The following is a 23321-nucleotide window of genomic DNA, read 5'->3' as shown; positions in this document are numbered from 1 at the left end:
GAATGCCTGGGACGGTTCGGGGCGGGATGCGAGTGAAGTCCTCATGATCGGTCTGGTGATCGTCACCCACGGCGGGTTGGCGTCCGAGTTTCTCTCCGCCATGGAGCATGTGGTCGGCCCGCAGCGCGGCGTCGCGGCCATCTGCATCGGCCCGGAAGACGACATGGAGCGTCGGCGCCGCGACATCGTCGATGCGGCCGCGGCCGTGGACGACGGCGAAGGGGTCATCCTGCTGACCGACATGTTCGGCGGCACGCCGTCGAACCTGGCCATCTCGGTGATGGAACAGACGCGCGCCGAGGTCATCGCCGGGCTGAACCTGCCCATGCTGATCAAACTGGCCAGCGTGCGCGGGCGCGAGACGCTGGAATCCTGCGTGGCCCATGCACAGGACGCCGGGCGCAAATACATCTCTGTCGCGTCCTGGGTGCTCGCAGGCGAAAAATGACCGTCACCGCGACCCTGAACATCTGCAACACGCGCGGGCTGCACGCCCGCGCCTCGGCAAAGTTCGTCAAACTGGCCTCCAGCTTCGAAAGCGAGATCCACGTCACCCGCGACGGCGTGACGGTGGACGCCCGCTCGATCATGGGCCTGCTGATGCTGGGCGCCGGCATCGGCTGCAGCATCGACGTCTCCGCCGAAGGGCCGGACGCCGAAGAGGCGATGGAGGCCTTGACCGATCTGGTCGCGCGCAAGTTCGACGAGGATCAGTAGCCAGCGGCGTCCGTACTGGTCGCGGCCGCTGCTGCGCATTTTCAGACCGACGAAACGACCTCGCCGTCTTCCTTGGTGAATTTCGGCGGCGGGTTGTCGAGAAGTTCGAAGACCACTTCCGATGGCCGGCAAAGCCGCGTTCCCTTCGACGTCGCCACGATGGGGCGATTGACGATGACGGGGTGGGCGATCATGGCGGAGATGATCTGGTCGTCGCTTGCGTCATCTTCGAGCAGGCCGAGTTCGCCGGCCGGCGTGCCCTTTTCACGAACGAGCGCCTTGATCGGCATGCCCATCTGCGCGGCGAGCGAACGCAAGAGATCCGGCGACCAGCCCACGGCCAGATAGTCGACGACGACCGGGTCTTCACCAGAGGCGCGGATCATGGCCAGCGTGTTCCGCGACGTGCCGCAGTTCGGGTTGTGATAGATGGTGACGGTCATTGCGCGTCTCTGTGCTGGGCGCGCCGCACGGCTGCGCCGGATTCATACCAAGGCTTTGTGCGGTTCACGAGGGCGACGACCGACAGCATGACCGGCACCTCGATCAACACCCCGACAACCGTCGCAAGGGCGGCGCCGGATTGGATGCCGAACAGGCTGATCGCCGCGGCGACCGCCAGTTCGAAGAAGTTGCTGGCGCCGATCAGGGCGGACGGCCCGGCGACGCAGTGCTGCTCGCCCGATGCGCGGTTCAAGAGGTAGGCCAGCCCGGAGTTGAAATAGACCTGGATCAGGATCGGGACCGCAAGCAGGCCGATCACCAGTGGCTGGGCCAGCAGCTTTTCGCCTTGGAAGCCGAAAAGAAGAACGAGGGTCGCCAGCAGGGCCAAGATGGAGACCGGCTGGAGGACGGCCAGAAGGCGGTGGAGCGCGTCGCCGCCGCGCTTCATCAGCAGGCTTCGCACGATCTGGGCGATGACGACCGGCGCCACGATGTAGAGCAGCACAGACAGGGCCAGCGTGGACCACGGCACGGTGATCGCCGAAAGGCCGAGCAGAAGACCGACGACCGGCGCGAAGGCCACGATCATGATCGCGTCGTTCAACGCCACCTGCGACAGGGTGAAGTTGGCGTCGCCCTTGATGAGATGGCTCCATACGAAGACCATGGCCGTGCAGGGCGCCGCCGCCAGAAGGATCAGCCCGGCGATGTAGCTGTCGATCTCGCTCGCCGGGAGCCAGGGGCGAAACCAGACGGCCAGGAACAGCCAGGCCAGCAGGGCCATCGAGAACGGCTTGACGGCCCAGTTTACGAACAGGGTGACGCCGATTCCGCGCCAGTGACGGCCGATTTGAGCCAGGGCGGAAAAATCGACCTTGAGCAGCATCGGGATGATCATCAGCCAAACCAGCCCGGCGACCGGCAGGTTGATCGACGCGACCTGCGCCGCCGCGAGGGCCGCGAAGGCGTCTGGCGCCAGCGCGCCAAGCGTAACGCCGACGAGGATGCACAGGAGCACCCAGAGCGACAGGTAGCGTTCGAAAACTGACATCATCCGACCTGCGGTTGGCAGCACATTGCCTTGGCGATCACATCGCCCAGGGGGCGCAGACATCGGGCGACCCTTCGCAGCAATTCTGCATCAGAAACGTCAGCAGATCCGTCATCCGTCGATAGTTGGCGCTGTAGATGATCGAGCGGCCATCGCGCGTGGACGTCGTCAGCCCGGCTCGGGTCAGCACTGTAAGGTTGTTCGACAAGGTGCTGCCGGCCATGCCGACGACGTCGCCCAGCCGGCCCGCCGCCAGACCGTCAGGACCCGCACGAACGAGGGTGCGAAAAATGGCCAGTCGCCCCTCGTGAGCGAGGGCAGACAGCGCATCGACGGCCGGTTTTGATTCCATACTTCACGAATATACGAATTGTATGGCATGGAAAAGCCATGACCGATTTCCCCGCTCTCGACCCCGACTTTCTGGATCAACCGACCTTGGACCGGATGCAGGGGATGTCCCTAGATCACCCGCCCCGCTTCTTGCTGCTTTATGGATCGTTGCGGGAACGCTCATTCAGCCGGTTGCTGATTGAGGAGGCGGATCGGCTTTTGAGAAGCTTTGGAGCCGAAACCCGTATCTTCGACCCGCGCGGGCTGCCGCAACCCGACGACGCCGATCCCAGCCATCCCAAGGTTTGTGAGTTGCGTGAAGCGTCGATCTGGTCCGAGGGCCATGTCTGGTGCAGCCCCGAACGTCACGGCGCCATGACGGGGATATTCAAGTCGCAGATCGACTGGCTGCCCTTGGAGAGCGGCGGTGTTCGGCCGACCCAAGGTCGCACTCTGGCCGTGATGCAGGTCAACGCCGGGTCGCAGTCGTTCAACACAGTCAATCAGCTGCGTGTACTGGGCCGCTGGATGCGAATGATCACGATCCCCAATCAGTCGTCGGTGGCCAAGGCCTATAACGAGTTCGATGACGCCGGCCGGATGCGCCCCTCACGCTACTACGACCGGCTCGTGGACGTGATGGAAGAACTCTACAAGTTCACCCTGCTGACCCGAGGCCGGGCGGACTATCTGGTTGATCGCTACAGCGAGCGTAAGGACCGTGGCGCCTCTGCGGCGAGCGCTGATCCTTTCGCTTCCATTTCTGCGACGCCGTCGCTTTGAATAGGCGTATGGGGGCGTGGATTGCGGCCGCTACAGCCCCAGCGCCCTGCGGATGTCGCGCCAGTCGACGTATTTGAAGTTCTGGGTGCCGACATCGTTGACGTCGTCCTGGATGACGACAAGGCCGTCGGGGAAGGGGCCGACCTGGCCGCTGGCGGCGGCCAGGCCGTCGGTGCCGGTGACGCCATCGACTGCGCCGTCCACGACCTTGAACCGGCCCTTGTACTCGGGCGCCGCGCCGTCGATGCGCCAGACGGGGAGGGTGGAATCGCCCTGGCTGGAGGCGATCAGATAGCGGCCCGTGGCGTCGGCGATGGTGGTCAGGCCTTCGGCGTCGGCGACCAGAATGTCCTTGGCGATGGGCTGGATCAGGGTGCGGGTCCCGCCCGACGCCGGGTTCAGGCCATAGCGCCACAGGCCGACGTTTTCCTCATTGATATAGAGGGCGTCTGTGGCCTCGTCGGCGGCGCAGCCTTCGGAGATGGTTCCGATCTCGGCCCGGCGGACCAGACGCGCCGTGGGCTGGCCGGCGGCGTCCACGCCCAGGACGAACTGGCGCAGCTCGCCCTCGTGCCCGACCAGGATGGCGTGGACCTCGGCGCCGCGACGCGCAAAGCAGAAGCCATAGGGTTCGACCACGTCGGTGGCGACCGCGCCCCAATAGCGCACGCCGTTCTGGCCCGTCCCGGCCGGGTCGAAGGTATAGAGGGAGATGCCCGTCTTGCCCGGCGTGCGGTCGCTGGCGCCCAGCACCACCTGCGGACGGCCGCCAACCGACAGGCCCTCGACCACATCGACATTGTTCAGCAGACCCTCGGGCAGGAACTGCAGGATCTGGCCGTCGAACCCGTAGATGTAGAGGCCTGACTTCTTGTCCGTGCCGGCGACGAAGCCGGGCGTGGATTGGCCCATGATCGTGACCGGCGCAGCGCTGGTCCAGACGGCGGGATCGTCGGCGGCGTCCTGACCCGCCGTCCCGACCGACGGGGTTTCCAGCACGGCCTGAACCGGGGCGCCCGGACCGACGAGGCCCGCGCCCTCGCCCTGATAATCGACCTCGTGCGTGGCGCAGGCGGCGAGCAGGGCCAGGGCGGCGCAGGCGCTCAGCGAGCGGGCGAGGGAAGGGCGCATGTCGGTCTCCGGACGATCTGGACGTGTCCCTGTGACCAAGCCGACTGCGGGTCAACGGCGTGGGCGTGACGGTTCGGCGTCGGTTCGATGACTGATGTTCCGTCAAGGGATCAAGCGTCGCCGTTTCGTCGGAAAACCGCGAACGCGGCGTCGCGAAATCGTCGCGGTCGCGTCGCCGCCAAAGGTTAAGCGGCCCCTCCATCGGCTGAAGCGAAACGTCGCTCGCCGAAGGGGACCTGACATGAAACTGAACCTGCTGATGGGCGCCGCCTTGGCCCCGATGATCCTGGCGCCGCTGGCCATGCCCGCCCATGCCGATGTCGACGCCGTGGCCTCGGCATCAGCTGCGGCCGCCGGCGACGTGATCTACGGCCGGGTGACCAACGCCGCCGGCGCGCCCCTGCCGGGCGCCGAGGTCCTGGTGCGCGGGACCAGCCAGCGGGCGGTGACCAACACCCAGGGCGAGTTCACCCTGCCGACCGCCAGCGGCGCCATGGTGCTGGAGGTCAACTATCTGGGCCTGCCCTCGACCAGCCAGACGGTCGTGACGACGCCGGGCGAAGACGCCAATGTCGCCATCCTGCTGGGCGCCCAGTCTGCGACCGACGTGGCCGATGTCATCGTGACCGGCGTCATCACCGACGGCGTCGCCCGTTCGCTGAACCAGCAGAAGAACGCCGACGGCACGGTCAACGTCCTGTCGGCCGACGCCATCGGTCGCTACCCCGACCCCAATGTGGCGGAATCCCTGCAGCGCGTTCAGGGCATCGCCATCCAGCGCGACCAGGGCGAGGGGCGCTATATCAATGTGCGCGGCGCGCCGGCCGCCTTCACCGCCGTGTCGGTGGACGGGGTCGCCATCCCGGCCGTGTCGCCCACGACCCGCGCAGTCGATCTGGACACCCTGCCCTCGGACATTGTCTCCAGCGTCGAGGTGTCCAAGACCCTGACGCCCGCCCAGGACGCCGATTCCATCGCCGGCGCCGTGGACATCAAGACCCGTTCGCCCTTCGACAAGCGCCGCCTGGCTGTCAGCGGCTACGCCGGCGGCAGCTACAACGACTACGGCGGCCAGGACTATCGTGCGGGCGCGAACGTCTCCAACGTCTTCGGCCCGGATCAGACCTTCGGCGCCCTGGTGTCGGTCAGCTTCTCCGAGACTAACCGCCGGCCGGACAACGTCGAGAATGGCTGGGTCCTGATCAATCGCAACGCCGCGCAGGGCGGCGGCCAGATCTGGGGTCTGGAGAACACCCTGTTCAAGGATTACGAGACCGAACGAACCCGCAAGGCCGTGACCGGCGCGCTTGAATGGCGGCCCAGCGACGCGATCCGTCTGTGGGTCAAGGGCTCCTACGCCCAGTTCCGCGACGACGAGTTCCGCAATACGCTGAACTTCACCTATAGCGACGGAACGCTGCAGCCGGGTTCGACCGACACCAGCGCGACCTTCACCAACGCCCGCATCTACAAGCAACTGCGTCACCGCACCCAGGAAAACGACATCTCCACCCTGGTGCTGGGCGGCGAGCAGACGTTCGGCAATGGCGCGGTCTGGGATGGCGTCCTGTCGTTCGCCAACAGCAAACAGACTTATCCGCACCGCGACGAGCTGGTCTATCGCTCCAGCGCGACGACCCTGTCCTACAACACGGCGGACCACTATCATCCGACCTATTCGGCCTTCAGCGAGCCGACCGGCTTCTATCTGAACGCCAACAACTACAGTTTCCGCGAAAACACCTTCCGCTCGAACACGACCGAGCAGGACGATGTGGCGTTCAAGACCAATCTGTCGCTGCCGACCGTGATCGGCGGCCGCGAGGTCGAGCTGAAGTTCGGCGCCAAATACAGCACCCGCGACGTCACAGCCGATGAAGAGCGGTTCCGCGACCGGAGCGCGGCCGCCAGCGCCGGCGCCCTGGCCCCGCTGCTAAGCGATCGTCCGTCGCAGAACTACGACTACAATCTGGGCTTCAAGTTCGATGCGGGGCTGGTGACCGACTATTTCGATCGCGTCCGCGCGGGCTCGACCAACCCCGACCCGGCCGCCGGCGTGCGCCGAATTCCGCAGTCAATCACCGCCGACTATACGGCGCAGGAGGATATTCTGGCGGGTTACGGCCAGGCCCGGTTCGATGTCGGCGCGACCAATGTGCTGATCGGCCTGCGTGTCGAGAAGACCGACTTTGAAGGCTCGGCGACCAGCGTGGCCCTTTCGGGTGTGCAGACTCCGGTCAAGGTCGATCGCGACCAAACCGACTTCTTCCCGAACCTGACGCTGCGCCACAGCTTCAGCGATCAGCTGGTCGGTCGTTTCGCCCTGACCCGCGCCATTTCGCGCCCGGACTATACCGACATCGTTCCGCGCGTTCTGGAAACCACCGACAGCGGCCGCACGACGGTGACGCGCGGCAATCCCGATCTGAAGCCGACCCTGTCGAACAACGTCGATCTGGGCCTGGAATACTATCTGCGTCCGCTGGGCGTCATTTCGGCCAACGCCTTCTACAAGGACCTGTCGAACTACCGCTTCACCCTGGTGACGGACGGCGTGCCCTATGTGACCCCGACCACCACGGTCGCCCAGGTCACCGAGGCCCGCAACGCCCGTGACGGCCATATCGCCGGCATCGAGTTCAACTGGCAGCAGACGTTCGACTTCCTGCCGGGCTGGGCTTCGGGCTTCGGCGTCTTCGCCAACTACACGCTGACGGATGCGGAGATCAAAACCAGCCGCGCCTTCGCCGGTCGCGACACCTTCGTGCTGCCGGGTCAGTCGGACGAGACCTATAACGCCGCCCTGTTCTACGAACGGTACGGCTTCAGCGCGCGCGTCTCCTACACGCACCGCAGCGACTTCCTGGAGGCGATCGACGCGACCAACCCCGGCAAGGATCTGTATGTCGAGGGTCGCGGCCAGCTGGACTTCACCGCCAGCTACGACTTCGGCAACGGGGTGGAAGTGTTCGGCGAAGCCAAGAACCTGACCGACAGCGCGGGCGTGCGCTACTACGGCGTCAAGGAGCGGACCTATGAGTACGAGAAGTTCGGCTACAACGTCTTCCTGGGTGTGCGCTTCAAGCTCTGAGCGCGGCGGTCAGACATGATCGAAGGGGCCGGGCGGCGACGTCCGGCCCTTTTTCGTGGTTTCCGCCTCTCCAATTGGTCGAAACGCGGCCCCATATGGGCTCCAGCGGTTGACCCGTGCGGGGTCGGCGCTAGTGTCCGCGCGCCTTTCCCCGCGCGCCAGAAGACCAGAGGATACCATGGCCGAAGCCACCGCCGCCTACGACGTCGTCATCATCGGCGGAGGCCCTGGCGGCTATAACGCCGCGATCCGGGCGGGCCAGCTGGGCCTGAAGGTCGCCTGCGTGGAGATGCGTTCGACGCTGGGCGGCACCTGCCTGAACGTCGGCTGCATGCCGTCCAAGGCCCTGCTGCACGCCTCGGAACTGTGGAACGCCGCGAATACCGAGTTCGCCAAGATCGGCATCGAGGTCCAGCCCAAGCTGCACCTGGACCAGATGCACAAGGCCAAGGACGACAGCGTCACCGCCCTGACCAAGGGGATTGAGTTCCTGTTCAAGAAGAACAAGGCTGACTGGATCAAGGGCAAGGGCAAGATCGTCGGAAAAGGCAAGGTCGAGGTGACCGCCGCCGACGGTTCGGCCCAGACGCTCGAGGCCAAGAACATCGTCATCGCCACCGGCTCGGAGCCGACCCCGCTGCCGGGCGTCGCCTTCGAAGAGGGCAAGGTGATCGATTCCACCGGCGCCCTGTCCCTGCCGGCCGTGCCCAAGAAGCTGATCGTGGTCGGCGCCGGCATCATCGGCCTGGAGCTGGGCTCGGTCTGGCGCCGTCTGGGCGCCGAGGTGACGGTGGTCGAGTTCCTGGACCGCATTACGCCCGGCATGGACACCGAGGTCGCCACCGCCTTCCAGCGCACCCTGACCAAACAGGGCATGACGTTCAAACTGGGCGCCAAGGTCACGGCCGCCAAGTCGGGCAAGGACGGGGTGGAACTGACCGTCGAGCCGTCGGCCGGCGGCGCCGCCGAGACGATCAAGGGCGATGTGGTGCTGGTCGCCATCGGCCGTCGTCCGTACACGGATGGTCTGGGTCTGGAGAGCGTCGGCGTGACGCCGGACAAGCGCGGCTTCATCGATCATGACCACTTCAAGGTCGCCGATGGCGTCTGGGTGATCGGCGACGTGACCCACGGCCCGATGCTGGCGCACAAGGCGGAAGAAGACGCGGTCGCCGTGATCGACACCATCGCCGGCAAGTATGGCCACGTCGACTATGCGCTGGTCCCCAGCGTCGTCTACACCTTCCCCGAAGTGGCCTGGGTCGGTCAGACCGAGGACCAGCTGAAGGCGGCCGGCGTTCAGTACAAGAAGGGCAAATTCCCCTTCACCGCCAACAGCCGCGCCAAGATCAATCACGAGACCGACGGCTTCGTGAAGGTTCTGGCTGACGCCGCGACCGACAAGGTGCTGGGCGTCCACATCATGGGCCCGCAGGCCGGCGAGATGATCCACGAAGCAGCCATCACCATGAGCTTCGGCGGCGCGTCGGAAGACATCGCCCGCACTTGCCACGCCCACCCGACTCGTTCGGAAGCCGTCCGTCAGGCGGCGATGGATGTCGAAGGCTGGATGATGCAGGCCTGATCCGAAACGGATCGAGACTTAAGCTAGGCCCGGACGGCGACGTCCGGGCCTTCGTCACATCAGGCCAGACCCTTCAGCCGATAAAGCGCCTCCAGCGCCTCGCGCGGGGTCAGGTCGTCAGGATCGACGTCGCGTAGGGCCAGTTCCAAGGGCGAGGGGCCGCGCATCGGTTCCGGCTCGGCGACGGCGAACAGGGGCAGGTCGTCCAGGCGGGCGGCGGCGGCCTTTTCGCCTTCCAGCCGGTTCAGCACCGAGCGGGCGCGGGCGACGACGGAGGCGGGGACGCCGGCCAGTTTCGCGACCTGGACGCCGTAGGAGCGGTCCGCCGCGCCCGGCGCCGCCTCGTGCAGGAAGACCAGTTCGCCGTTCCATTCGCGCGCGACCATGGACAGGTTGCAGACGTGGTCCAGTCGCGTCTCCAGCTGGGCCAGCTCGTGATAGTGGGTGGCGAACAGGGTGCGCGCCCGGTTGGTCTCGTGCAGGGCCTCGGCCGTGGCCCAGGCGATGGCCAGACCGTCGTAAGTGGCGGTGCCGCGCCCGATCTCGTCCAGAACGACGAAGCTGTGGGGCGTGGCTTGGGTCAGGATGGCGGCGGTCTCGACCATCTCCATCATGAAGGTGGAGCGGCCGCGGGCCAGGTCGTCGCCGGCGCCGACACGGCTGAACAGCCGGTCCACGACGCCCAGCCGCATCGCGCGGGCAGGCACGAAGGCGCCGGCCTGGGCCAGGATCACCAGCAGGGCGTTCTGGCGCAGGAAGGTCGACTTACCGGCCATGTTCGGCCCGGTGACGATGGCCAGGCGTGAGCCGTCCTGGCCCGACCCGTCCAGCCGGGCGTTGTTGGGGGTGTAGGGATCGCCGCCCGCCTTGACCGCCGCCTCGACCACCGGGTGGCGGCCGGCCTCGACGCAGAAGGTCAGGGTGTTGTCCACGATCGGGCGGGTCGCGCCGACTTCCTGGGCCCATTCGGCGAGGGCGGCGTGAGCGTCCAGTTCGGCGAGCGCCTCGGCGACGGCCTGCAGCGGCTGGGCCAGGCGGGCGGCCTCGCGTCGCCAGCCCTCGAAGGTCTCGCCTTCGATGGCGAGAGCCCGGTGGCCGGCCTGGCTGATCTTGGCGTCCAGCTCCGACAGTTCGACGGTGGTGAAGCGGACCTGATTGGCCAAGGTCTGGCGATGGATGAAAGGACTGTCGGGACCGGCGCGGAGCAAGGATTCGGCGGCCTTGGCGCTGGTTTCGAGGAAATAGCCCAGGACGGCGTTGTGCTTGATCTTGAACGGCACGCCGGACTCGGCGACGGCGCGGGCCTCCAGATCGGCGACGACGCGGCGGCTGTCGTCGCGCAGGGTGCGGGCGGCGTCCAGTTCGGGGCGATAGTCGGGGCGCACATAGCCGCCGTCACGCGCCAGATGCGACGGCTCGTCCACAAGGCCGGCGATCAGGTCGGCCTTCAGCCGCGAGACGTCGGGGGACAGGGTCAGGCGGTCCAGCGCCGAGGCGATGCGGGGAGGCTGGCCGGTCAGGGGATCGACCTGGCCCACGAACAGCCCGGCGACGCCCTCGGCGATCGACAGGCCAGTGCGCACGGCGGCCAGATCGCGCGGGCCGCCCCGACCCAGCGCCAATCGTCCGACGGCGCGGGCGATGTCGGAGGAGGCTTTCAGCGCGTCGCGCAGATCGCGACGCAGGTCGCGGCGCTCCAAGAGCCATTCGACGGCATCGAGCTGTTCGTTGATGGCCAAAGGATCGCGCAAGGGCCGGGCGATGCGTTCGGCCAGGGCCCGGGCGCCGCCCGAGGTGACGGTGCGGTCGATGCAGGCGAGCAAACTGCCCTCGCGCTCGCCGCGCTGGGTGCGGTCGATCTCAAGGCTGGCGCGGGTCGCCGGGTCGATGGCCAGAAAGCCGCTTTCGCCCAGGCGGCGGGGCGGGGCCAGGGCGGGGACCTTGCCGGCCTGGGTCGTCTCCAGATAGGCGGCGATCAGACCCAGGGCCGAGACCTCGGCCTCCTCGAAGGCGCCGAAGCCGTCGAGCGCCGAGACGCCGTACAGCCGTTCGACGCGGGCGCGCGCGGCCTGGGGTTCGGCGATGGCCGAGGCCAGCGCCTGGACCACGCCGCCCGAGCCGTCCAGGGCGTCGCGGGTGGTCTCGTCGGAATACATCCGGTCGGTGACCAGGACTTCGGACGGGCGGAAGGCGGCCAGGGCCGCGCCCAGGTCTTCGATAGAGCAGGCGACGCTGTCGACCGCGCCGGACGACAGTTCGACCACAGCGACGGCGGCTCGACCCTTACGCACCGCGACCGCCGCGAGACGATTGGCGCCGCGCGCGTCCAGCAGGCTGTCTTCGGTCAGGGTGCCGGGGGTGACGACCCGGACCACGCCGCGATGCACCACGGCCTTGCCGCCGCGCTTCTTGGCCTCGGCGGGGTCTTCCAGCTGTTCGCAGATGGCGACCTTGTGGCCGATGCGGATCAGGCGGGCGAGATAGCCCTCCATCGCATGGACCGGCACGCCGGCCATCGGAATGTCCTCGCCCTGATGCTTGCCGCGCTTGGTCAGGGTGATGCCGAGCGCCGCCGCCGCGACCTCCGCGTCCTTGAAGAACAGCTCGTAGAAGTCGCCCATGCGGAAAAACAGGATGGCGTCGGGCTGGCCCGCCTTGGCGGTCAGATATTGCGCCATGAACGGCGTCGCGCCCTCCAGCGAGGCGGCGATTTCGGGGGGATGAGAGACGGGGGCGTTCATGTGGCTGCAGGGTGACGGATCGCGCCCGGCGGCTCAAGGCCGTTGACCGGCTCTTGCACAGGCTTGTCGGCCCTGCGATAGGCCGCGTCAGGCGGTTAAGGGAACACGGTCTGACGCCGTGGCTGTGCCCGCAACTGTAGGCGGCGAGAGCGTCGTCCGTCCGGGGTTTCGATCCCGGCGCCACTGGGTGACTGGGAAGGCGAGGACGGCGGTTTACGACCCGCAAGCCAGGAGACCTGGCCGCCGACGTCGCTCGCTCCTGTCCGGGACCAGACAGCAGCGCGGTTTCTCCGTGGAAGCGACCCGACCTTGCGCCGTCCAGACCCTGAAGCGGTCTGGCGGGTCGGTTCGCTCATGACGGTCTCTCGCGCGCATTCGCGGGACCGAACACGGGGGTATCGCTCAATGAAGCGTTCCATTCTTCTTTCGACGGTCGCGATTGCGGCCGCCTTCGCCGCGCCTGCCTTCGCCGAGGACGCGACCCAGCTGGACGAGGTGATCGTCACGGCCACCCGCATCCCGGCCATCGTCGCCGATACGCCCGGCGCCCGCATCATCGACGGCAAGACCATCGAACAGCGCGGCGCCATCTTCGCCGCCGACATCCTGGCCGATGTACCGGGTCTGTCGGTGACGCGCTCGGGCGCTTTCGGCGGCGTGGCCCAGGTGCGGATGCGCGGTGCGACGCCCGGAAAGACCCTGGTCCTGGTCGACGGCGCGCCGGTCAACGACGCGGCCGAGCCGAACGGCGCCTATGACTTCTCCAGCTTCGAACTGGCCGATATCGCGCGGATCGAAGTGCTGAGCGGCCCGCAGTCGTCTCTGTGGGGATCCGACGCCATCGGCGGGGTGATTTCCTTCACCACGCAAGAGATCGACGGCCTGCGCGCCGAGGCCGAGGCCGGCAGCTTCGACACCGTGCGCGGCCGCGTGTCGGCGGGCGTCGCCAACGAGACCTATGCCTTCAGCGCCTATGCCTCGCGCTTCGACACCGACGGGATTTCGGCGGCGGACGAGGCCGATGGCAACACCGAGGCCGACGGGTTCCGCAGCACGACGCTCGGCGCCAAGGGGCGATATGTCCTGTCCGATGCGGTCAAGGTCGATGGATCGGTGCGCTGGAACAAGTCCAAGGCCGATATCGACGGCTTCCCGGCGCCGACCTTTGCGTTGGCCGACACCGACGACACGCAGGAAAGCGAGCAGTGGTCGGGCCTTGGCCGGGTGACGGCCAAGGCGTTTGGCCTGACGCATCAGTTCAGCGTTTCGGCGTCGGATCTCGATCGCAGCTCGGTCAGCGGCGGCTTCGGCTCGTCCTTTACCGGCGACCGTCAGGCCTATCGCTGGCAGGCGAACGGCCAGGCGCAGGACATCGACTATGCGTTCGGCGTGGAGCGGAACGAGGCCTCGGCGGCGCTGTCGTCGGGCCTGTCGCGCGACCTGTCGATCACCTCGGTGTTCGGCGTGGCCCAATACGATGTCGGCGCGCTGAACCTGACCGGCGGGCTGCGTTACGACGACACCGACGATTTCGGCTCCAAGACGACGGGGCGGGTGTCGGCGGCCTATGATCTGGCCGGCGGCTTCATCCTGTCGGGCGCCTACGGCACGGGCTTCAAGTCGCCGACGGTCAGCCAGGCGGTCTGCGACTTCTGCTTTGCGCCTCGGCCCTATCCCGAGCTGAAGCCGGAAACGGCCGACAGCGTCGAGCTCGCCTTGGGCTGGGCGTCGGCCGATGGTCGGTTCGACGGGCGGGCGACCCTTTATCGCCTGAACGTCGAGGACCAGATCACCTATTCGGCCGGTCGCTACATCAACGTCGCCAAGACGCGTTCGGACGGGTTCGAGCTGGAAGGCCGCGCCCTGCTGGGCGGCGGGTTCGACCTAACCCTGGCCTATGCCTGGACCGACGCGACGGATCGCACGACGAGCGCGCGCCTGCTGCGCGTGCCGGAACACGCCGGTTCGGCGACCCTGGGCTGGACGGGCGACCGTCTGTCTGGCGCGTTGACGGTGCGGGCGGAAGGCGATCAGGACGACAGCGGCGGCTTCTCGACCGTGGCGCGCGACGGTTTCGTCACCGCCAATCTGAACGCGGCCTATGAACTGACCGACCAGGTCACCCTGACGGCGCGGATCGAGAACCTGGGCGACGAACACTATCAGCAGGTGTTCGGATACGGCGAGCCGGGACGGTCCGGCTATGTCGGGATCAGGCTGCGCTACTGATCCGGGCGCGGGCGTCGGCGGTGAAGGCCGCCGGCGCCTCGAGCGCCAGGGCCGCCCAGTCCAGATTGGGGCAGGGGGCGTGGGCGGCGGCCAGTATGGCGCGCAGTTCGGCGGCGGAGGCGACGCTGGCCACGACCTTGTCGACGCCGGGCAGGGCCAGGGCGTAACCCAGAGCCGCCTGCATCGGATCGCAACGCTGCTCGGCCAGACGCCGGCGGGTGCGCGACAGGGCTTGGGCGTGACTTGCCAGTTCGGCGGGCAGATCGTCGCCGCCGGCGAACAGCAGGCCGCCAGCGAAGACCGAAGACAGATGGACCGAGGCGCCCGTGTCGGCGATGGCTTCCAGCACGCCGTCCTGGGCCGCGCGCTGATCCAGCAGGCTGCACGGCACTTGGACCACGTCGGCTTCCAGACGACGCGCCAGAAGCGCGGGCCCGTCCTCGATCGTGGCGCAGAAACCGATGCGGCGGAACAGGCCGCGATCCTTCAGGCTGCGGGCACGGTCCCACAGGGCGCGGCCCTCGGCGCCGGCCAGATCGGCGGCGTTGGAAATCAGCAGAACATCGCCGCGCGGCAGGCCCATCCGCTCCAGCGAACGACGCGCGCGGGCCTCGACCCGGTCCAGACCTTCGCTGAGCGGCACGGTGCGGACCGTGACCTGGAAAGGCGAGGGGAAGGGCCAGGCCTGGCCCAGCAGGCGTTCGCCGTCGCCCTCGGGCCGGGTGGCGATCAGTTTGACCCCGGCGTCGGCCCCGGTTTGCAGCAGGAAACGCATGGCTTCTTCGCGAGCGCCGGAGGGCGCGCTCATGAAGGCGCCGGGCGCGCGCTCGGGCTCGGTCACCACGGCGAGGGCCAGGCGATGGATGGGCGACGACGCCGAAGGTGTGGCGGGGGAATACGACACGTCCGGCACTATGATCGCCAATGCTTAAGGGACGCTGAGCGAGACCTTAAGCGAACCCTACTTATCCACCGCTGATATGCGCTCTGAGGCGAAAATCAGGCGTCGGCGTCAGGCTGCAAGTCCGGGTGGGCCGAGGCGAAGGCGGGGTGGGCCAGGGCGGTCTGTTCGACCGCCAGCAGGCGGGGCCAGGGCGACAGGTCCATGTTGAAGCGTCGTGCCGAATACATCTGTGGAATCAGATAGCAATCGACCAGGGTCGGGGCGTCGCCGAAGCTCCAGCCGGCGCCGTGACGCGCGACCAGCGCCTCCAGTGCGTCGAAGCCCGGTGCGATCCATCCTGCGGCCCAGGCGTCCACGGCGGCCTGATCGGCGTTGAACTCAGACCGAATGGCCTTCAACACGCGCAGATTGTTGAGCGGATGAATGTCGCAGCCGATCAGCGCGGCCATGGCGCGCACGGTCGCCCGGTCGTTCGCCCCCTTCGGCAGCAGGGCCGGTGCGGGGTGGGTTTCCTCCAGCCATTCCAGAATGGCCGGGCTTTGGGTCAAAATCAGATCGCCATCCTGAAGCGCGGGGACCATGCCCTGCGGGTTCAGCGCCACATAGTCGGCCGCCTTCTGCTCGCCCTTGCGCAGGTCGTGAGCGGCGTTGTCGAAGGCCAGCCCCTTAAGGTTCAGGGCGATGCGAACGCGGTAGCTGGCCCCCGACCGCCAATAGCCGTGCAGGATCATGGCTGGATCTCGAAATTGAGCGTCTCCAGACCGTCGATGGTGACAACGACGCGGTCGCCCGCCTGAACCGGGCCGACGCCGGACGGCGTGCCGGTGAAGATCAGGTCCCCGGGTTGCAGCGACCACAGGGCGGCGGCGGCCGCGACGATCCGGTCGGGGTTCAGAATCATGTCGTTCAGGACGCTGTCCTGTCTGGTTTCGCCATTGACGCTCAGGCGGATGGCGCCGTCGGGCGACGGCAGGGCGCCCAGGGTGATGGACCCGCAGGGCGCGGACTGATCGAACCCCTTGGCGGCGTCCCAGGGCCGGCCGGTCTTTTTGGCCTCGGCCTGAAGATCACGGCGGGTCAGGTCGCAGCCGACGGCCCAGCCGATAATGGCGACTCCGCCGTCTTCACTCGGCCCGATCGCGGCGACCAGTTCGGCCTCGTAGTGCAGGTTTGCGGTCGCAGACGGATAGGACGGGTTTGCGCCGTCCGAGACGATGGCGTCGCCCGGCTTGGTGAAGAAGAAGGGCGTCTGCTTGTCGGGGTCCGACCCCATTTCGCGCGCATGGGCGGCGTAGTTCTGGCCCACGCACAGGATGCGGCGAACGGGGAAGCGCTGGTCCGATCCGACGATCGGCAAGGACGGGGCGGGGCGGGGCGCGAACAGCCATTTGGTCATGGCGACCGTTCTAGTGCGGCGAAAAGCCCGTGGCGAGAGGCGCACGTCCGACCCAACTAAAGGAACCTCGTTGCGCATGTGGCGTTGCAACACGGGGTTCTCTATTCTACCGCCAAGCTTTCAACGGAGCGCGCACCATGGCCACCACCAAGGCCCGAGAAGATATCAAGGCCGACCTGAAGACCCTCAAGGAGGATCTGAAGACCGGCGCCCGCGAAGAGACCCAACGCCTGCGCGACAAGGCCGCCGAGGCTGAAGCCAAGCTGCGCGCCAAGAGCGACGAAGTCCGCGAGCAGGCCCGCAGCTATTACGACGAGGCCCGCGTGAAGGGTCGCGAGTATTACGACGACGCGGCCGAACGCTTCGACGAGGCGCAACGCTATGTCGTCGAACGCGTGCAGGAGCGTCCGCTGCAATCGACCGCCGTGGCGCTCGGCGTCGGCGTCATCCTCGGCATGCTGCTGGCCGGCCGCCGCCGCTGATGTTCAAGAGCATCGTCAAAAAGCTGGTGGCGACGGCTGTCGTCGCCGCCAGCGTGTTTCTGGCCGTCGTGTTTCTGGGCGTGGCTATCTTCTATGCGCTCAGCCTGGCGCTGACGCCGCTCGGCGCGGCGGCGGTGACATTCGGTCTGTTCGCCCTGGTCGCCCTGATCGTGGCGCTGGTCTTCCTGAAGGGCGACAAGCACGACGAGGCGGACGAAGAGGACGAGCCGGAAGGTCTGCTAGGCAAGATCATCCACATCGTGCGCGAGCGTCCGGTCGTGGGCGCCGTGGGCGGTTTGGGCGCGGCCTTCCTGCTGCTACGCAACCCGGCCTTGGCGGCGATCGTCGCCAGCATGGTCGCGGATCGCAAGATGGATCAGGGCGGCTATTCGCGGCGTCGCCGTCGATAGGCGATGGAACGGTGGGGCGACCCTGGCGTTGATGATACAGACCGACGAACGGCTCCCGGGTCGCCGACGGCAACATCAACTCAGGAGAGCTAAACCCATGATGCGCTGGGCAATTATCTTCCTCGTCGTGGCCCTAGTCGCGGCCGTTCTCGGCTTTGGCGGCATTGCGAACTTCTCGTTCGAGATCGCCAAGTTCGTCGCCGTCGTGGCCATTATCCTGTTCGTCATCGCCCTGGTGGCCGGCGGACTGCGTGGACGCGGCGCACCACGACTTTAGGCTGCAGACACGAAGTCGAATGAGGGGCGGAGCCGAAGGCTTCGCCCCTTTTTCATGCGCAGCGTGGACGCGAAAGAAAGAACTTTACAACACAAAGCAAATGGGCGATCCTGTCTCAACGGTTCGAGGAGGAGAGCATCATGACCCGCGAGACCCAAGCCATTCAGGACGACATCGCCTATATGCGCAGCCTGGCCCACGAAGGGCGGCACGCACCGCTTTTGGCCGGCCCGATCCTGGTGACGGCCGGCATCGTGTTCGGAGCGACCAGTCTGATCCAATGGGCCATCCAGTCGGGCCTCATTCGGCTGAACCCCTGGTCCCAACTGTGGGTTTGGATCGTCGCCGGCGTGGTGTTCGCCATCGCCCTGACCGTCCTGATCGGCCGCATCAAGTCCAAGCCCGGCGTCAACTCCGCCGGCAACAAGGCGGTCGGAGCGGCGTGGGAGGGCGTGGGTTACGGGATCTTCGTCACCTGGCTGGCGCTTGTCGCTCTATCCCTAAAGACCGGCCAGTGGTCCTGGATGGCGGTGATGCCCACAGTGGTTCTGGTCGCCTATGGTTCGGCCTGGATGATCGGCGCGGCCATGACCAAAACGCGCTGGATGTCCTACACGGCCTTGGCTTCCTACGTCGGCGCCGTCGCCGTCGCCTGGTTCATGGGCAGCGCCACGATCTATCCGGTCTTCGCCGTGATCCTGTTGGCCGTGGCCCTGGTCCCCGGCATCGTCCTGATGCGTCAGGAACCGTCGGAGGTGGTCTGAGCATGGCCGACGACTTCGACATCAGCCGGATCGACGACGTCATTCACGGGCGCATCCGGCTGGGGATCATGGCCTATCTGTCCGGGGCCGGATCGGCCGACTTCACCACCCTGAAGACCCGGTTGCAGACCACGGACGGCAATCTGTCGGTCCACCTGCGAAAGCTGGAAGAGGCGGGGTTCGTCGCCGTCTCCAAAAGTTTCAACGGTCGCAAGCCGCTGACGGAGGCCAGTCTGACCGATCAGGGACGCGACGCCTTCGTCGCCTATCTGGACGCGATGGCAGGCCTGCTGCCACAGCGGTGAACATAGGCTAGAAGCGCGGTCATGACCGACCGCCTTCACGCCTTCGAGGCCATCGACAACTTTCGGGACTATGGCGACTACGCCAGGGCGGCCGGGCGGCGCATAAAGCCCGGTCGACTGCTGCGTTCGGCCCACCACGCCCGGGCCAGCGAGGCGGACCTGGAGCGGCTGAAGGCGCTGGACATCGGAGCCGTGGTCGATCTGCGCCGCCCCGGCGAGCGCCGCGACCAGCCATCACGCCGGCCCGACGGCTTCAGCGGGCAGATCATCGAAGGCGGCGTGGACGACGGCGCCGAGGCGCCGCACATCACCTTTCTGAAGACCGCCGACCTGACGCCGGACTCCGGGCGGCGCTTCATGACCCAGACCTATCGCAGCCTGCCGTTCGACGCCTCGCATCAGGACGTGTTCGGCCGCTATTTCCAGGCCCTGGCGGATCAGGACCGGACGGTGGTGATCCATTGCGCGGCGGGCAAGGATCGGACGGGTTTTCTCGCCGCCCTGACCCACCACCTGCTGGGCGTGTCGCGCGACGACATGGTCGAGGACTATCTGCTGACCAACACCGCCGTCGATCTGGCGGGCCGGGCGCCCGGCATCGCCAAACAGTTGCACAAGATGACGGGTCGGGTGGCGTCGGACGACGCGATCGTGGCCTTCCTGGGGGTCGAGGTTGCCTATCTGGACGCCGCGTTCGCCGAGGTCGAGGCGCGGCACGGGTCGGTGGACGCCTATCTGAAAGAGGCGCTGGGCGTCGATACGGCGCGTCGCGATCGGATCGTGGAGCGGCTGACCGCGTGAGCGAGGTTTTCAGCCACACCGTCACGCGCGACGCGCCCTGGATCGATCCGGTCGCGGTGGCGGCGGGTCTCGGCGGCGATGACGGCGCCTTGGCCCTGCTGTCGGACGGCGGGCCGGGCGGCCGGTGGTCCCACGTCGCCCAGGCGCCGGACGTGGTGCGGGTTGGCCCGATAGATGACGCCGCGCCGTTCGAGGCGCTGCGGGATCCGCTGTTCGCCGCCGGCGTCGTGGGTCTGGCCGCCTATGACGCGGGCGCCCGGCCGGCCACCGGACCGCGCGAGACGGTCTGGCCCGACCTGATGCTGGCGCGCTATCCCGCCATGCTGAGTTTCGATCATCTTGAGCGCTCAGTGTGCGCCACGGGAAGAGGTGCGACGGCGGAGCAGGCGACAGCGGCGGCCGAGCGGGCCCTGGCCTGGCTCTCGACGGCCGCACGGGTCGTGACACCCTCTGCGCCGGCCGACCAGTTTGAGGCCGAGGCGCCGGCGAGCGCCTACCGCGACGCGGTCGCGGATGTGGTGGAGCGCATCGGGGCGGGGGAGCTGTTTCAGGCCAATATCGCCCGGGCCTGGTCCGGGAAGCTGAGCCCCGGCCGCGATCCGTTCGACGTGTTCCTGCGACTGCAAAAGGAGCGGGCGTCGCCGTTCGGGGCCTATTGGCGGGTCGGGAATCGGGCGCTGGTGTCGAACTCGCCCGAACTGTTCCTCGCCTTCGATCCCGCCAGCCGCCGCATCGAGGCGCGCCCGATCAAGGGCACGCGCGCGCGTGCGAGCGACCCCGATCAGGACCAAGCTCTGGCGAGCGAGCTTCGGGCCAGCCTGAAGGATCGAGCGGAAAACCTGATGATCGTGGACCTGATGCGCAACGATCTGGCGCGCGTGTCACGGCCCGGATCGGTCCAGGTGGAGACGCTGTTCGAAGTCGAACACCATCCGACGGTGCATCATCTGGTCTCGACCGTGACGGGCGAGGCCCAGCCCGCAGCGGGTCCAGCCAACTTGCTTGAGGCGACCTTCCCGCCCGGCTCGATCACCGGCGCGCCCAAACATCAGGCGATGAAGGTGATTGCCGCGCACGAACGGCCGCGTGGGCCTTGGTGCGGTTCATTGTTCCTGATCGCGGACGGCGGCGCCCTGACCGCATCGGTCTTGATCCGAACCGCCGGTTTCGAACGGAAAGACGGCGTCTGGAAATATCGCACCCTCGCCGGCGCCGGCATCGTCGCGGACAGCGATCCGGCCGCCGAAGAGGCGGAAACGGACGTCAAGATTTCAGCAATGCGACAGGCGCTGGTCGGCTTTTGAGCCTAGCAGTCAGTGCAGACGATCAAATCTGTGGTGCGAGGACGCAAATAGGCCATTCGCTTGAAGCGAGTGGCTGAGGGCGCGATCTGATCGAAGGGCGAGTCGAAATCGTAGTTGGCCTCGGCGATGATGACCGACTCGTTGGCGGCCAGCATGTCGGCGGGGATCTTCGCCTCCGCCACTGTCAATTTGTTCGTAATCCCGTCCCCAATGCTCCAATCGACCCGGTAGCTGTTGGTGTCTACGCGGGTGACGCTGCTCACCCTCTGCCTCAGGGTCGTTGCAGCAAAGGGCGACATAATCACATTGCCGATGGCGAAGACGTCACCCATCTGGGCCTTAGTAATCCTGTCATTCTGCGATGTCAGATCGGCGACCATCGCCGCGACGTGGTCAGTACGTTTCAACGCCATATAGGCCTGACAGTATTCGACCATGCTGAAATACATGATGATCAGGATCGGGGCGAGGAAGGCGAATTCGGTTGCAGCGACACCGCGGGTATCGAGCGCTAGCATACGCCAGCCAAACTGCCTGCTGGGTTTAGGACGCATTCCACGGCTCGTTCTGGAAAGCAGTGGCAGCCGTCAGCAAAACTTTGCCGGTGCCAACGCGCGACACGGCTTGGCTAACGAAGGGTGTGGCGAGGGGATGCACATACCAGACACGCACCAGAACGATGTTTCCTGGTTTGCCGCCATTGTAGATAGTTTTGGTGTCGTCCAGGCCGCCATTCGCAACCGGATCGGTGGTGTCCGGCTTCGAGAACGCCGGGATGACCCGCACATCGACGGTGGCGCGGCTGGTGCAATCGTTCTTGAACAGGATCATGCGATTGCAAAGTTCGGTCTTGAACGCCGCCTTGTCGAACCCCTTCGCCTCGGCCTGTCCCGTTCGGATCAGGCGACCGCTCTCCATCGTCGCCGTTTCCAGAACGGAATCCAGAATGAAGACGACGCCCAGTTCCAGGATCGAAAAGATCATGAGGAAGAAGGGAATGGCGACCATGGCGAACTCGACCGCAGCCGCGCCTTCGCGTTTGCGCTTCGAGCGCGCCGGATGCGATGTCGATGATCTCCAGGCCGGCATGACGGAAGTCAGGGCGCGGTCGAAGCGGCGGCGGCCGACGAGGATGAGGATCGGACGCTGGGCGTGCAGGAGGCGCCGCAGGCCATTTCTGTGGCCTGGGCTCCGCGCCAGACCCGAACCGAACCGGTCGAGCCGCCTGTCACCACGACCTCGCGCTGGAACAGGGTGCGACCCACGCCGTCGACAGCGACGACTTCGGTCACGCCATAACCCTTGCCGACGATGAACATGGTGTTGGCGTCCACCAGCGAGACATCGGCGATCTGGGGGTTGCCGACGATGATGGACGCCGCTGCGCCGCGAAGCTGAACGCGCGCCGAGCGATCGATCTCGACGTTCAGCGCGCCATCCTGGGCGTTGACGGCCATGGGGGCGGCCAGGGGGGCAGCAACGAGGGCGGCGGCGATCAGGAAAGACGGGATGCGAGACATCGGCGGCTCTTGATAGTGGCGCGTGTGAACGCGGACGCGCGCATGATGCAGCCGTGATCCTCAACAAAGGCTGAAGCGTCGGTATGAGAATTTTCTTTGGTAAATCTGCGCGTAACCAAACCTCGTGACTCAGATTTAACGGGCCTCGTGCATTTTGATCCTGCGTTTGGGGGTCAAGCGGGCTACCGGCTCCCCCCGCCAAGTTGCTCGCTAGACCATTTGAAAAAGGAATAACCCATGACCAAGTTCATCTCGCGCTTCGCCAAAGACGAATCGGGCGCCACCGCCATCGAATACGGCCTGATCGCTGCTCTGATCGCCGTCGCCCTGATCACCGTCCTTGGCACCATGAGCGGAAGCCTGAAGAACACCTTTACGAAGGTTTCGACCAAGCTGGACGCCGCAAACAACGCTGCATAACAGCGAAGATTGCTACATTGCGAGGGCCGGGACGCAAGTCCCGGCCCTTTTCGCATGGTGGAAACCCAACCTTAAGTCCTGTCGAACAAGATGCCGGTCATGGATATTCTGCTGCTCACCCTGCTCGGCGTCTTTCCGGCCCTGGTCATCGTCGGCGGTCTGCACGACCTGATCACCATGAAGATCCCAAACTGGATCTCGCTGGCTCTGATCGGAGCCTTCTTCCCCATCGCCTTTCTGATCGGCGCCGCGCCGATCGATGTCGCCGTCCATGTCGGCATCGGGTTCGCAGCCTTGCTGGTCGGCATGGGCATGTTCGCCGCCGGCTGGATCGGCGGAGGCGACGCCAAGCTGTTGGCCGCGAGCTGCCTGTGGATGGGGATGAGCGGCGTCGCGCCCTTCTTGATCTACACCGGCATCGCGGGCGGGGCCTTCTGCCTGCTGCTGATGACCGCGCGTCAGTATTTTCCGATGGTCGCCCCGTCGGTGTCGCAGGGCTGGGTTATCAATCTGATGCAGCCCAAGGGCGACATTCCTTACGGCGTCGCCATCGCCATCGGCGCCCTGCTGGCCCTGCCCGAGAGCGGGCTGCTGCTGACCTTCGCCTCGGGTCGCTGACACCCCGTTGACCGG

General features: G+C 66.6%; 26 protein-coding genes and 1 riboswitch. Of the genes, 15 read left to right on the top strand and 11 right to left on the bottom strand.

Annotated elements, in window-relative coordinates; translation table 11 throughout:
* The first annotated feature begins 43 nt into the window (after nucleotides 1-43).
* Nucleotides 44-448, top strand: coding sequence for a PTS sugar transporter subunit IIA (locus VH88_RS07405; RefSeq protein WP_039243956.1), 405 nt, complete (start codon nucleotides 44-46; stop codon nucleotides 446-448).
* Nucleotides 445-717 carry an HPr family phosphocarrier protein gene (locus tag VH88_RS07400; protein ID WP_017506134.1) on the top strand — a complete coding sequence of 91 codons (273 nt, stop codon included), beginning with the start codon at nucleotides 445-447 and terminating at the stop codon, nucleotides 715-717. Before VH88_RS07405 ends, VH88_RS07400 begins: the two co-directional genes overlap by 4 nt.
* A gap of 41 nt (nucleotides 718-758) precedes the next feature.
* Here VH88_RS07400 and arsC read toward each other — a convergent pair whose 3' ends face one another.
* Genes arsC through VH88_RS07385 form a run of 3 tightly spaced genes read right to left on the bottom strand, consistent with a single transcriptional unit; the run spans nucleotide 759 to nucleotide 2564 of the window.
* Complete coding sequence (gene arsC / locus VH88_RS07395; RefSeq protein ID WP_045810682.1) at nucleotides 759-1160, bottom strand: arsenate reductase (glutaredoxin); 402 nt, start codon at nucleotides 1158-1160, stop codon at nucleotides 759-761.
* Nucleotides 1157-2212, bottom strand: a complete 1056-nt coding sequence (gene arsB / locus VH88_RS07390; RefSeq protein ID WP_045810703.1) for an ACR3 family arsenite efflux transporter — start codon at nucleotides 2210-2212, stop codon at nucleotides 1157-1159. Before arsB ends, arsC begins: the two co-directional genes overlap by 4 nt.
* A 37-nt stretch (nucleotides 2213-2249) precedes the next feature.
* Nucleotides 2250-2564 (bottom strand): helix-turn-helix transcriptional regulator, encoded by a 315-nt coding sequence (locus VH88_RS07385; RefSeq protein ID WP_045810681.1) that lies wholly within the window; start codon nucleotides 2562-2564, stop codon nucleotides 2250-2252.
* Between the two features lie 38 nt (nucleotides 2565-2602).
* Here VH88_RS07385 and arsH point away from each other — a divergent pair, with 38 nt between their 5' ends.
* Nucleotides 2603-3328: an arsenical resistance protein ArsH gene (arsH, locus tag VH88_RS07380; RefSeq protein ID WP_045810680.1), complete on the top strand. Its 726-nt coding sequence runs from the start codon at nucleotides 2603-2605 to the stop codon at nucleotides 3326-3328.
* 30 nt (nucleotides 3329-3358) lie between these two features.
* On the opposite strand, the gene VH88_RS07375 is transcribed toward arsH, so the two are convergent.
* Entirely contained in the window at nucleotides 3359-4459 is a 1101-nt protein-coding gene (locus tag VH88_RS07375) for a phytase (protein WP_045810679.1), read from the bottom strand.
* 241 nt (nucleotides 4460-4700) lie between these two features.
* Here VH88_RS07375 and VH88_RS07370 point away from each other — a divergent pair, with 241 nt between their 5' ends.
* Together VH88_RS07370 and lpdA are read left to right on the top strand one after the other, a co-directional pair.
* Entirely contained in the window at nucleotides 4701-7550 is a 2850-nt protein-coding gene (locus tag VH88_RS07370; RefSeq protein WP_045810678.1) for a TonB-dependent receptor, read from the top strand.
* 178 nt (nucleotides 7551-7728) lie between these two features.
* The gene (lpdA, locus tag VH88_RS07365; protein ID WP_045810677.1) at nucleotides 7729-9135 is read left to right on the top strand and encodes a dihydrolipoyl dehydrogenase; all 1407 of its coding nucleotides are present in this window, start codon (nucleotides 7729-7731) and stop codon (nucleotides 9133-9135) included.
* Nucleotides 9136-9194: 59 nt separating this feature from the next.
* On the opposite strand, the gene mutS is transcribed toward lpdA, so the two are convergent.
* Nucleotides 9195-11876 carry a DNA mismatch repair protein MutS gene (gene mutS / locus VH88_RS07360; RefSeq protein ID WP_045810676.1) on the bottom strand — a complete coding sequence of 894 codons (2682 nt, stop codon included), beginning with the start codon at nucleotides 11874-11876 and terminating at the stop codon, nucleotides 9195-9197.
* Nucleotides 11877-11926: 50 nt separating this feature from the next.
* A riboswitch (cobalamin riboswitch) is annotated at nucleotides 11927-12136 on the top strand.
* A gap of 145 nt (nucleotides 12137-12281) precedes the next feature.
* Between mutS and VH88_RS07355 the strand changes: the two genes are divergently transcribed.
* Nucleotides 12282-14105: a TonB-dependent siderophore receptor gene (locus VH88_RS07355; RefSeq protein ID WP_045810675.1), complete on the top strand. Its 1824-nt coding sequence runs from the start codon at nucleotides 12282-12284 to the stop codon at nucleotides 14103-14105.
* Here the strand turns inward: VH88_RS07355 and VH88_RS07350 are convergent.
* The 3 genes from VH88_RS07350 to VH88_RS07340 all read right to left on the bottom strand — a co-directional run bounded on the left by VH88_RS07350 (nucleotide 14089) and on the right by VH88_RS07340 (nucleotide 16405).
* Nucleotides 14089-15009, bottom strand: coding sequence for an aldo/keto reductase (locus tag VH88_RS07350; protein WP_197071015.1), 921 nt, complete (start codon nucleotides 15007-15009; stop codon nucleotides 14089-14091). The genes VH88_RS07355 and VH88_RS07350 overlap by 17 nt on opposite strands.
* A gap of 95 nt (nucleotides 15010-15104) precedes the next feature.
* Nucleotides 15105-15740 carry a maleylacetoacetate isomerase gene (gene maiA, locus VH88_RS07345; protein ID WP_045810674.1) on the bottom strand — a complete coding sequence of 212 codons (636 nt, stop codon included), beginning with the start codon at nucleotides 15738-15740 and terminating at the stop codon, nucleotides 15105-15107.
* Complete coding sequence (locus tag VH88_RS07340) at nucleotides 15737-16405, bottom strand: fumarylacetoacetate hydrolase family protein (protein ID WP_045810673.1); 669 nt, start codon at nucleotides 16403-16405, stop codon at nucleotides 15737-15739. Before VH88_RS07340 ends, maiA begins: the two co-directional genes overlap by 4 nt.
* Before the next feature lie 137 nt (nucleotides 16406-16542).
* Here VH88_RS07340 and VH88_RS07335 point away from each other — a divergent pair, with 137 nt between their 5' ends.
* From VH88_RS07335 to VH88_RS07305, 7 genes are all read left to right on the top strand, one after another.
* The gene (locus tag VH88_RS07335) at nucleotides 16543-16887 is read left to right on the top strand and encodes a YqjD family protein (protein WP_017506144.1); all 345 of its coding nucleotides are present in this window, start codon (nucleotides 16543-16545) and stop codon (nucleotides 16885-16887) included.
* Entirely contained in the window at nucleotides 16887-17297 is a 411-nt protein-coding gene (locus VH88_RS07330) for a hypothetical protein (protein WP_045810672.1), read from the top strand. The genes VH88_RS07335 and VH88_RS07330 overlap by 1 nt, the downstream gene beginning before the upstream one ends.
* Nucleotides 17298-17394: 97 nt before the next feature.
* Nucleotides 17395-17574 (top strand): DUF1328 domain-containing protein, encoded by a 180-nt coding sequence (locus tag VH88_RS07325; protein WP_039243970.1) that lies wholly within the window; start codon nucleotides 17395-17397, stop codon nucleotides 17572-17574.
* Between the two features lie 140 nt (nucleotides 17575-17714).
* A complete protein-coding gene (locus VH88_RS07320; RefSeq protein WP_045810671.1) occupies nucleotides 17715-18338 on the top strand; it encodes a hypothetical protein in 624 nt (207 codons plus the stop codon).
* A gap of 2 nt (nucleotides 18339-18340) precedes the next feature.
* Nucleotides 18341-18643, top strand: coding sequence for a transcriptional regulator (locus tag VH88_RS07315; protein ID WP_045810670.1), 303 nt, complete (start codon nucleotides 18341-18343; stop codon nucleotides 18641-18643).
* 21 nt (nucleotides 18644-18664) lie between these two features.
* Complete coding sequence (locus tag VH88_RS07310; protein ID WP_045810669.1) at nucleotides 18665-19444, top strand: tyrosine-protein phosphatase; 780 nt, start codon at nucleotides 18665-18667, stop codon at nucleotides 19442-19444.
* A complete protein-coding gene (locus VH88_RS07305) occupies nucleotides 19441-20748 on the top strand; it encodes an anthranilate synthase component I family protein (protein WP_045810668.1) in 1308 nt (435 codons plus the stop codon). The genes VH88_RS07310 and VH88_RS07305 overlap by 4 nt, the downstream gene beginning before the upstream one ends.
* Before the next feature lie 2 nt (nucleotides 20749-20750).
* Here VH88_RS07305 and VH88_RS07300 read toward each other — a convergent pair whose 3' ends face one another.
* The 3 genes from VH88_RS07300 to VH88_RS07290 are packed head-to-tail and all read right to left on the bottom strand — an operon-like array spanning nucleotide 20751 to nucleotide 22268.
* On the bottom strand, nucleotides 20751-21302 hold the full coding sequence (locus tag VH88_RS07300; protein ID WP_045810667.1) for a TadE/TadG family type IV pilus assembly protein: 552 nt from the start codon (nucleotides 21300-21302) through the stop codon (nucleotides 20751-20753).
* Nucleotides 21292-21837, bottom strand: coding sequence for a TadE/TadG family type IV pilus assembly protein (locus VH88_RS07295; protein WP_045810666.1), 546 nt, complete (start codon nucleotides 21835-21837; stop codon nucleotides 21292-21294). Before VH88_RS07295 ends, VH88_RS07300 begins: the two co-directional genes overlap by 11 nt.
* Before the next feature lie 8 nt (nucleotides 21838-21845).
* Nucleotides 21846-22268 carry a pilus assembly protein N-terminal domain-containing protein gene (locus VH88_RS07290; RefSeq protein ID WP_045810665.1) on the bottom strand — a complete coding sequence of 141 codons (423 nt, stop codon included), beginning with the start codon at nucleotides 22266-22268 and terminating at the stop codon, nucleotides 21846-21848.
* A 237-nt stretch (nucleotides 22269-22505) separates the two neighbouring features.
* On the opposite strand from VH88_RS07290, the gene VH88_RS07285 reads away from it, so the two are divergent.
* A complete protein-coding gene (locus VH88_RS07285; RefSeq protein ID WP_045810664.1) occupies nucleotides 22506-22688 on the top strand; it encodes a Flp family type IVb pilin in 183 nt (60 codons plus the stop codon).
* A gap of 99 nt (nucleotides 22689-22787) precedes the next feature.
* A complete protein-coding gene (locus tag VH88_RS07280; protein ID WP_045810701.1) occupies nucleotides 22788-23306 on the top strand; it encodes a prepilin peptidase in 519 nt (172 codons plus the stop codon).
* Nucleotides 23307-23321 lie beyond the last annotated feature (15 nt).

Origin of the sequence: Brevundimonas sp. KM4, from assembly GCF_000964075.1 — a bacterium.
In the GTDB taxonomy this organism is placed as follows: domain Bacteria; phylum Pseudomonadota; class Alphaproteobacteria; order Caulobacterales; family Caulobacteraceae; genus Brevundimonas; species Brevundimonas huaxiensis.
The sequence above is the reverse complement of the archived record's forward strand: the minus strand, read 5'-3'. Positions and strand labels throughout refer to the sequence as shown.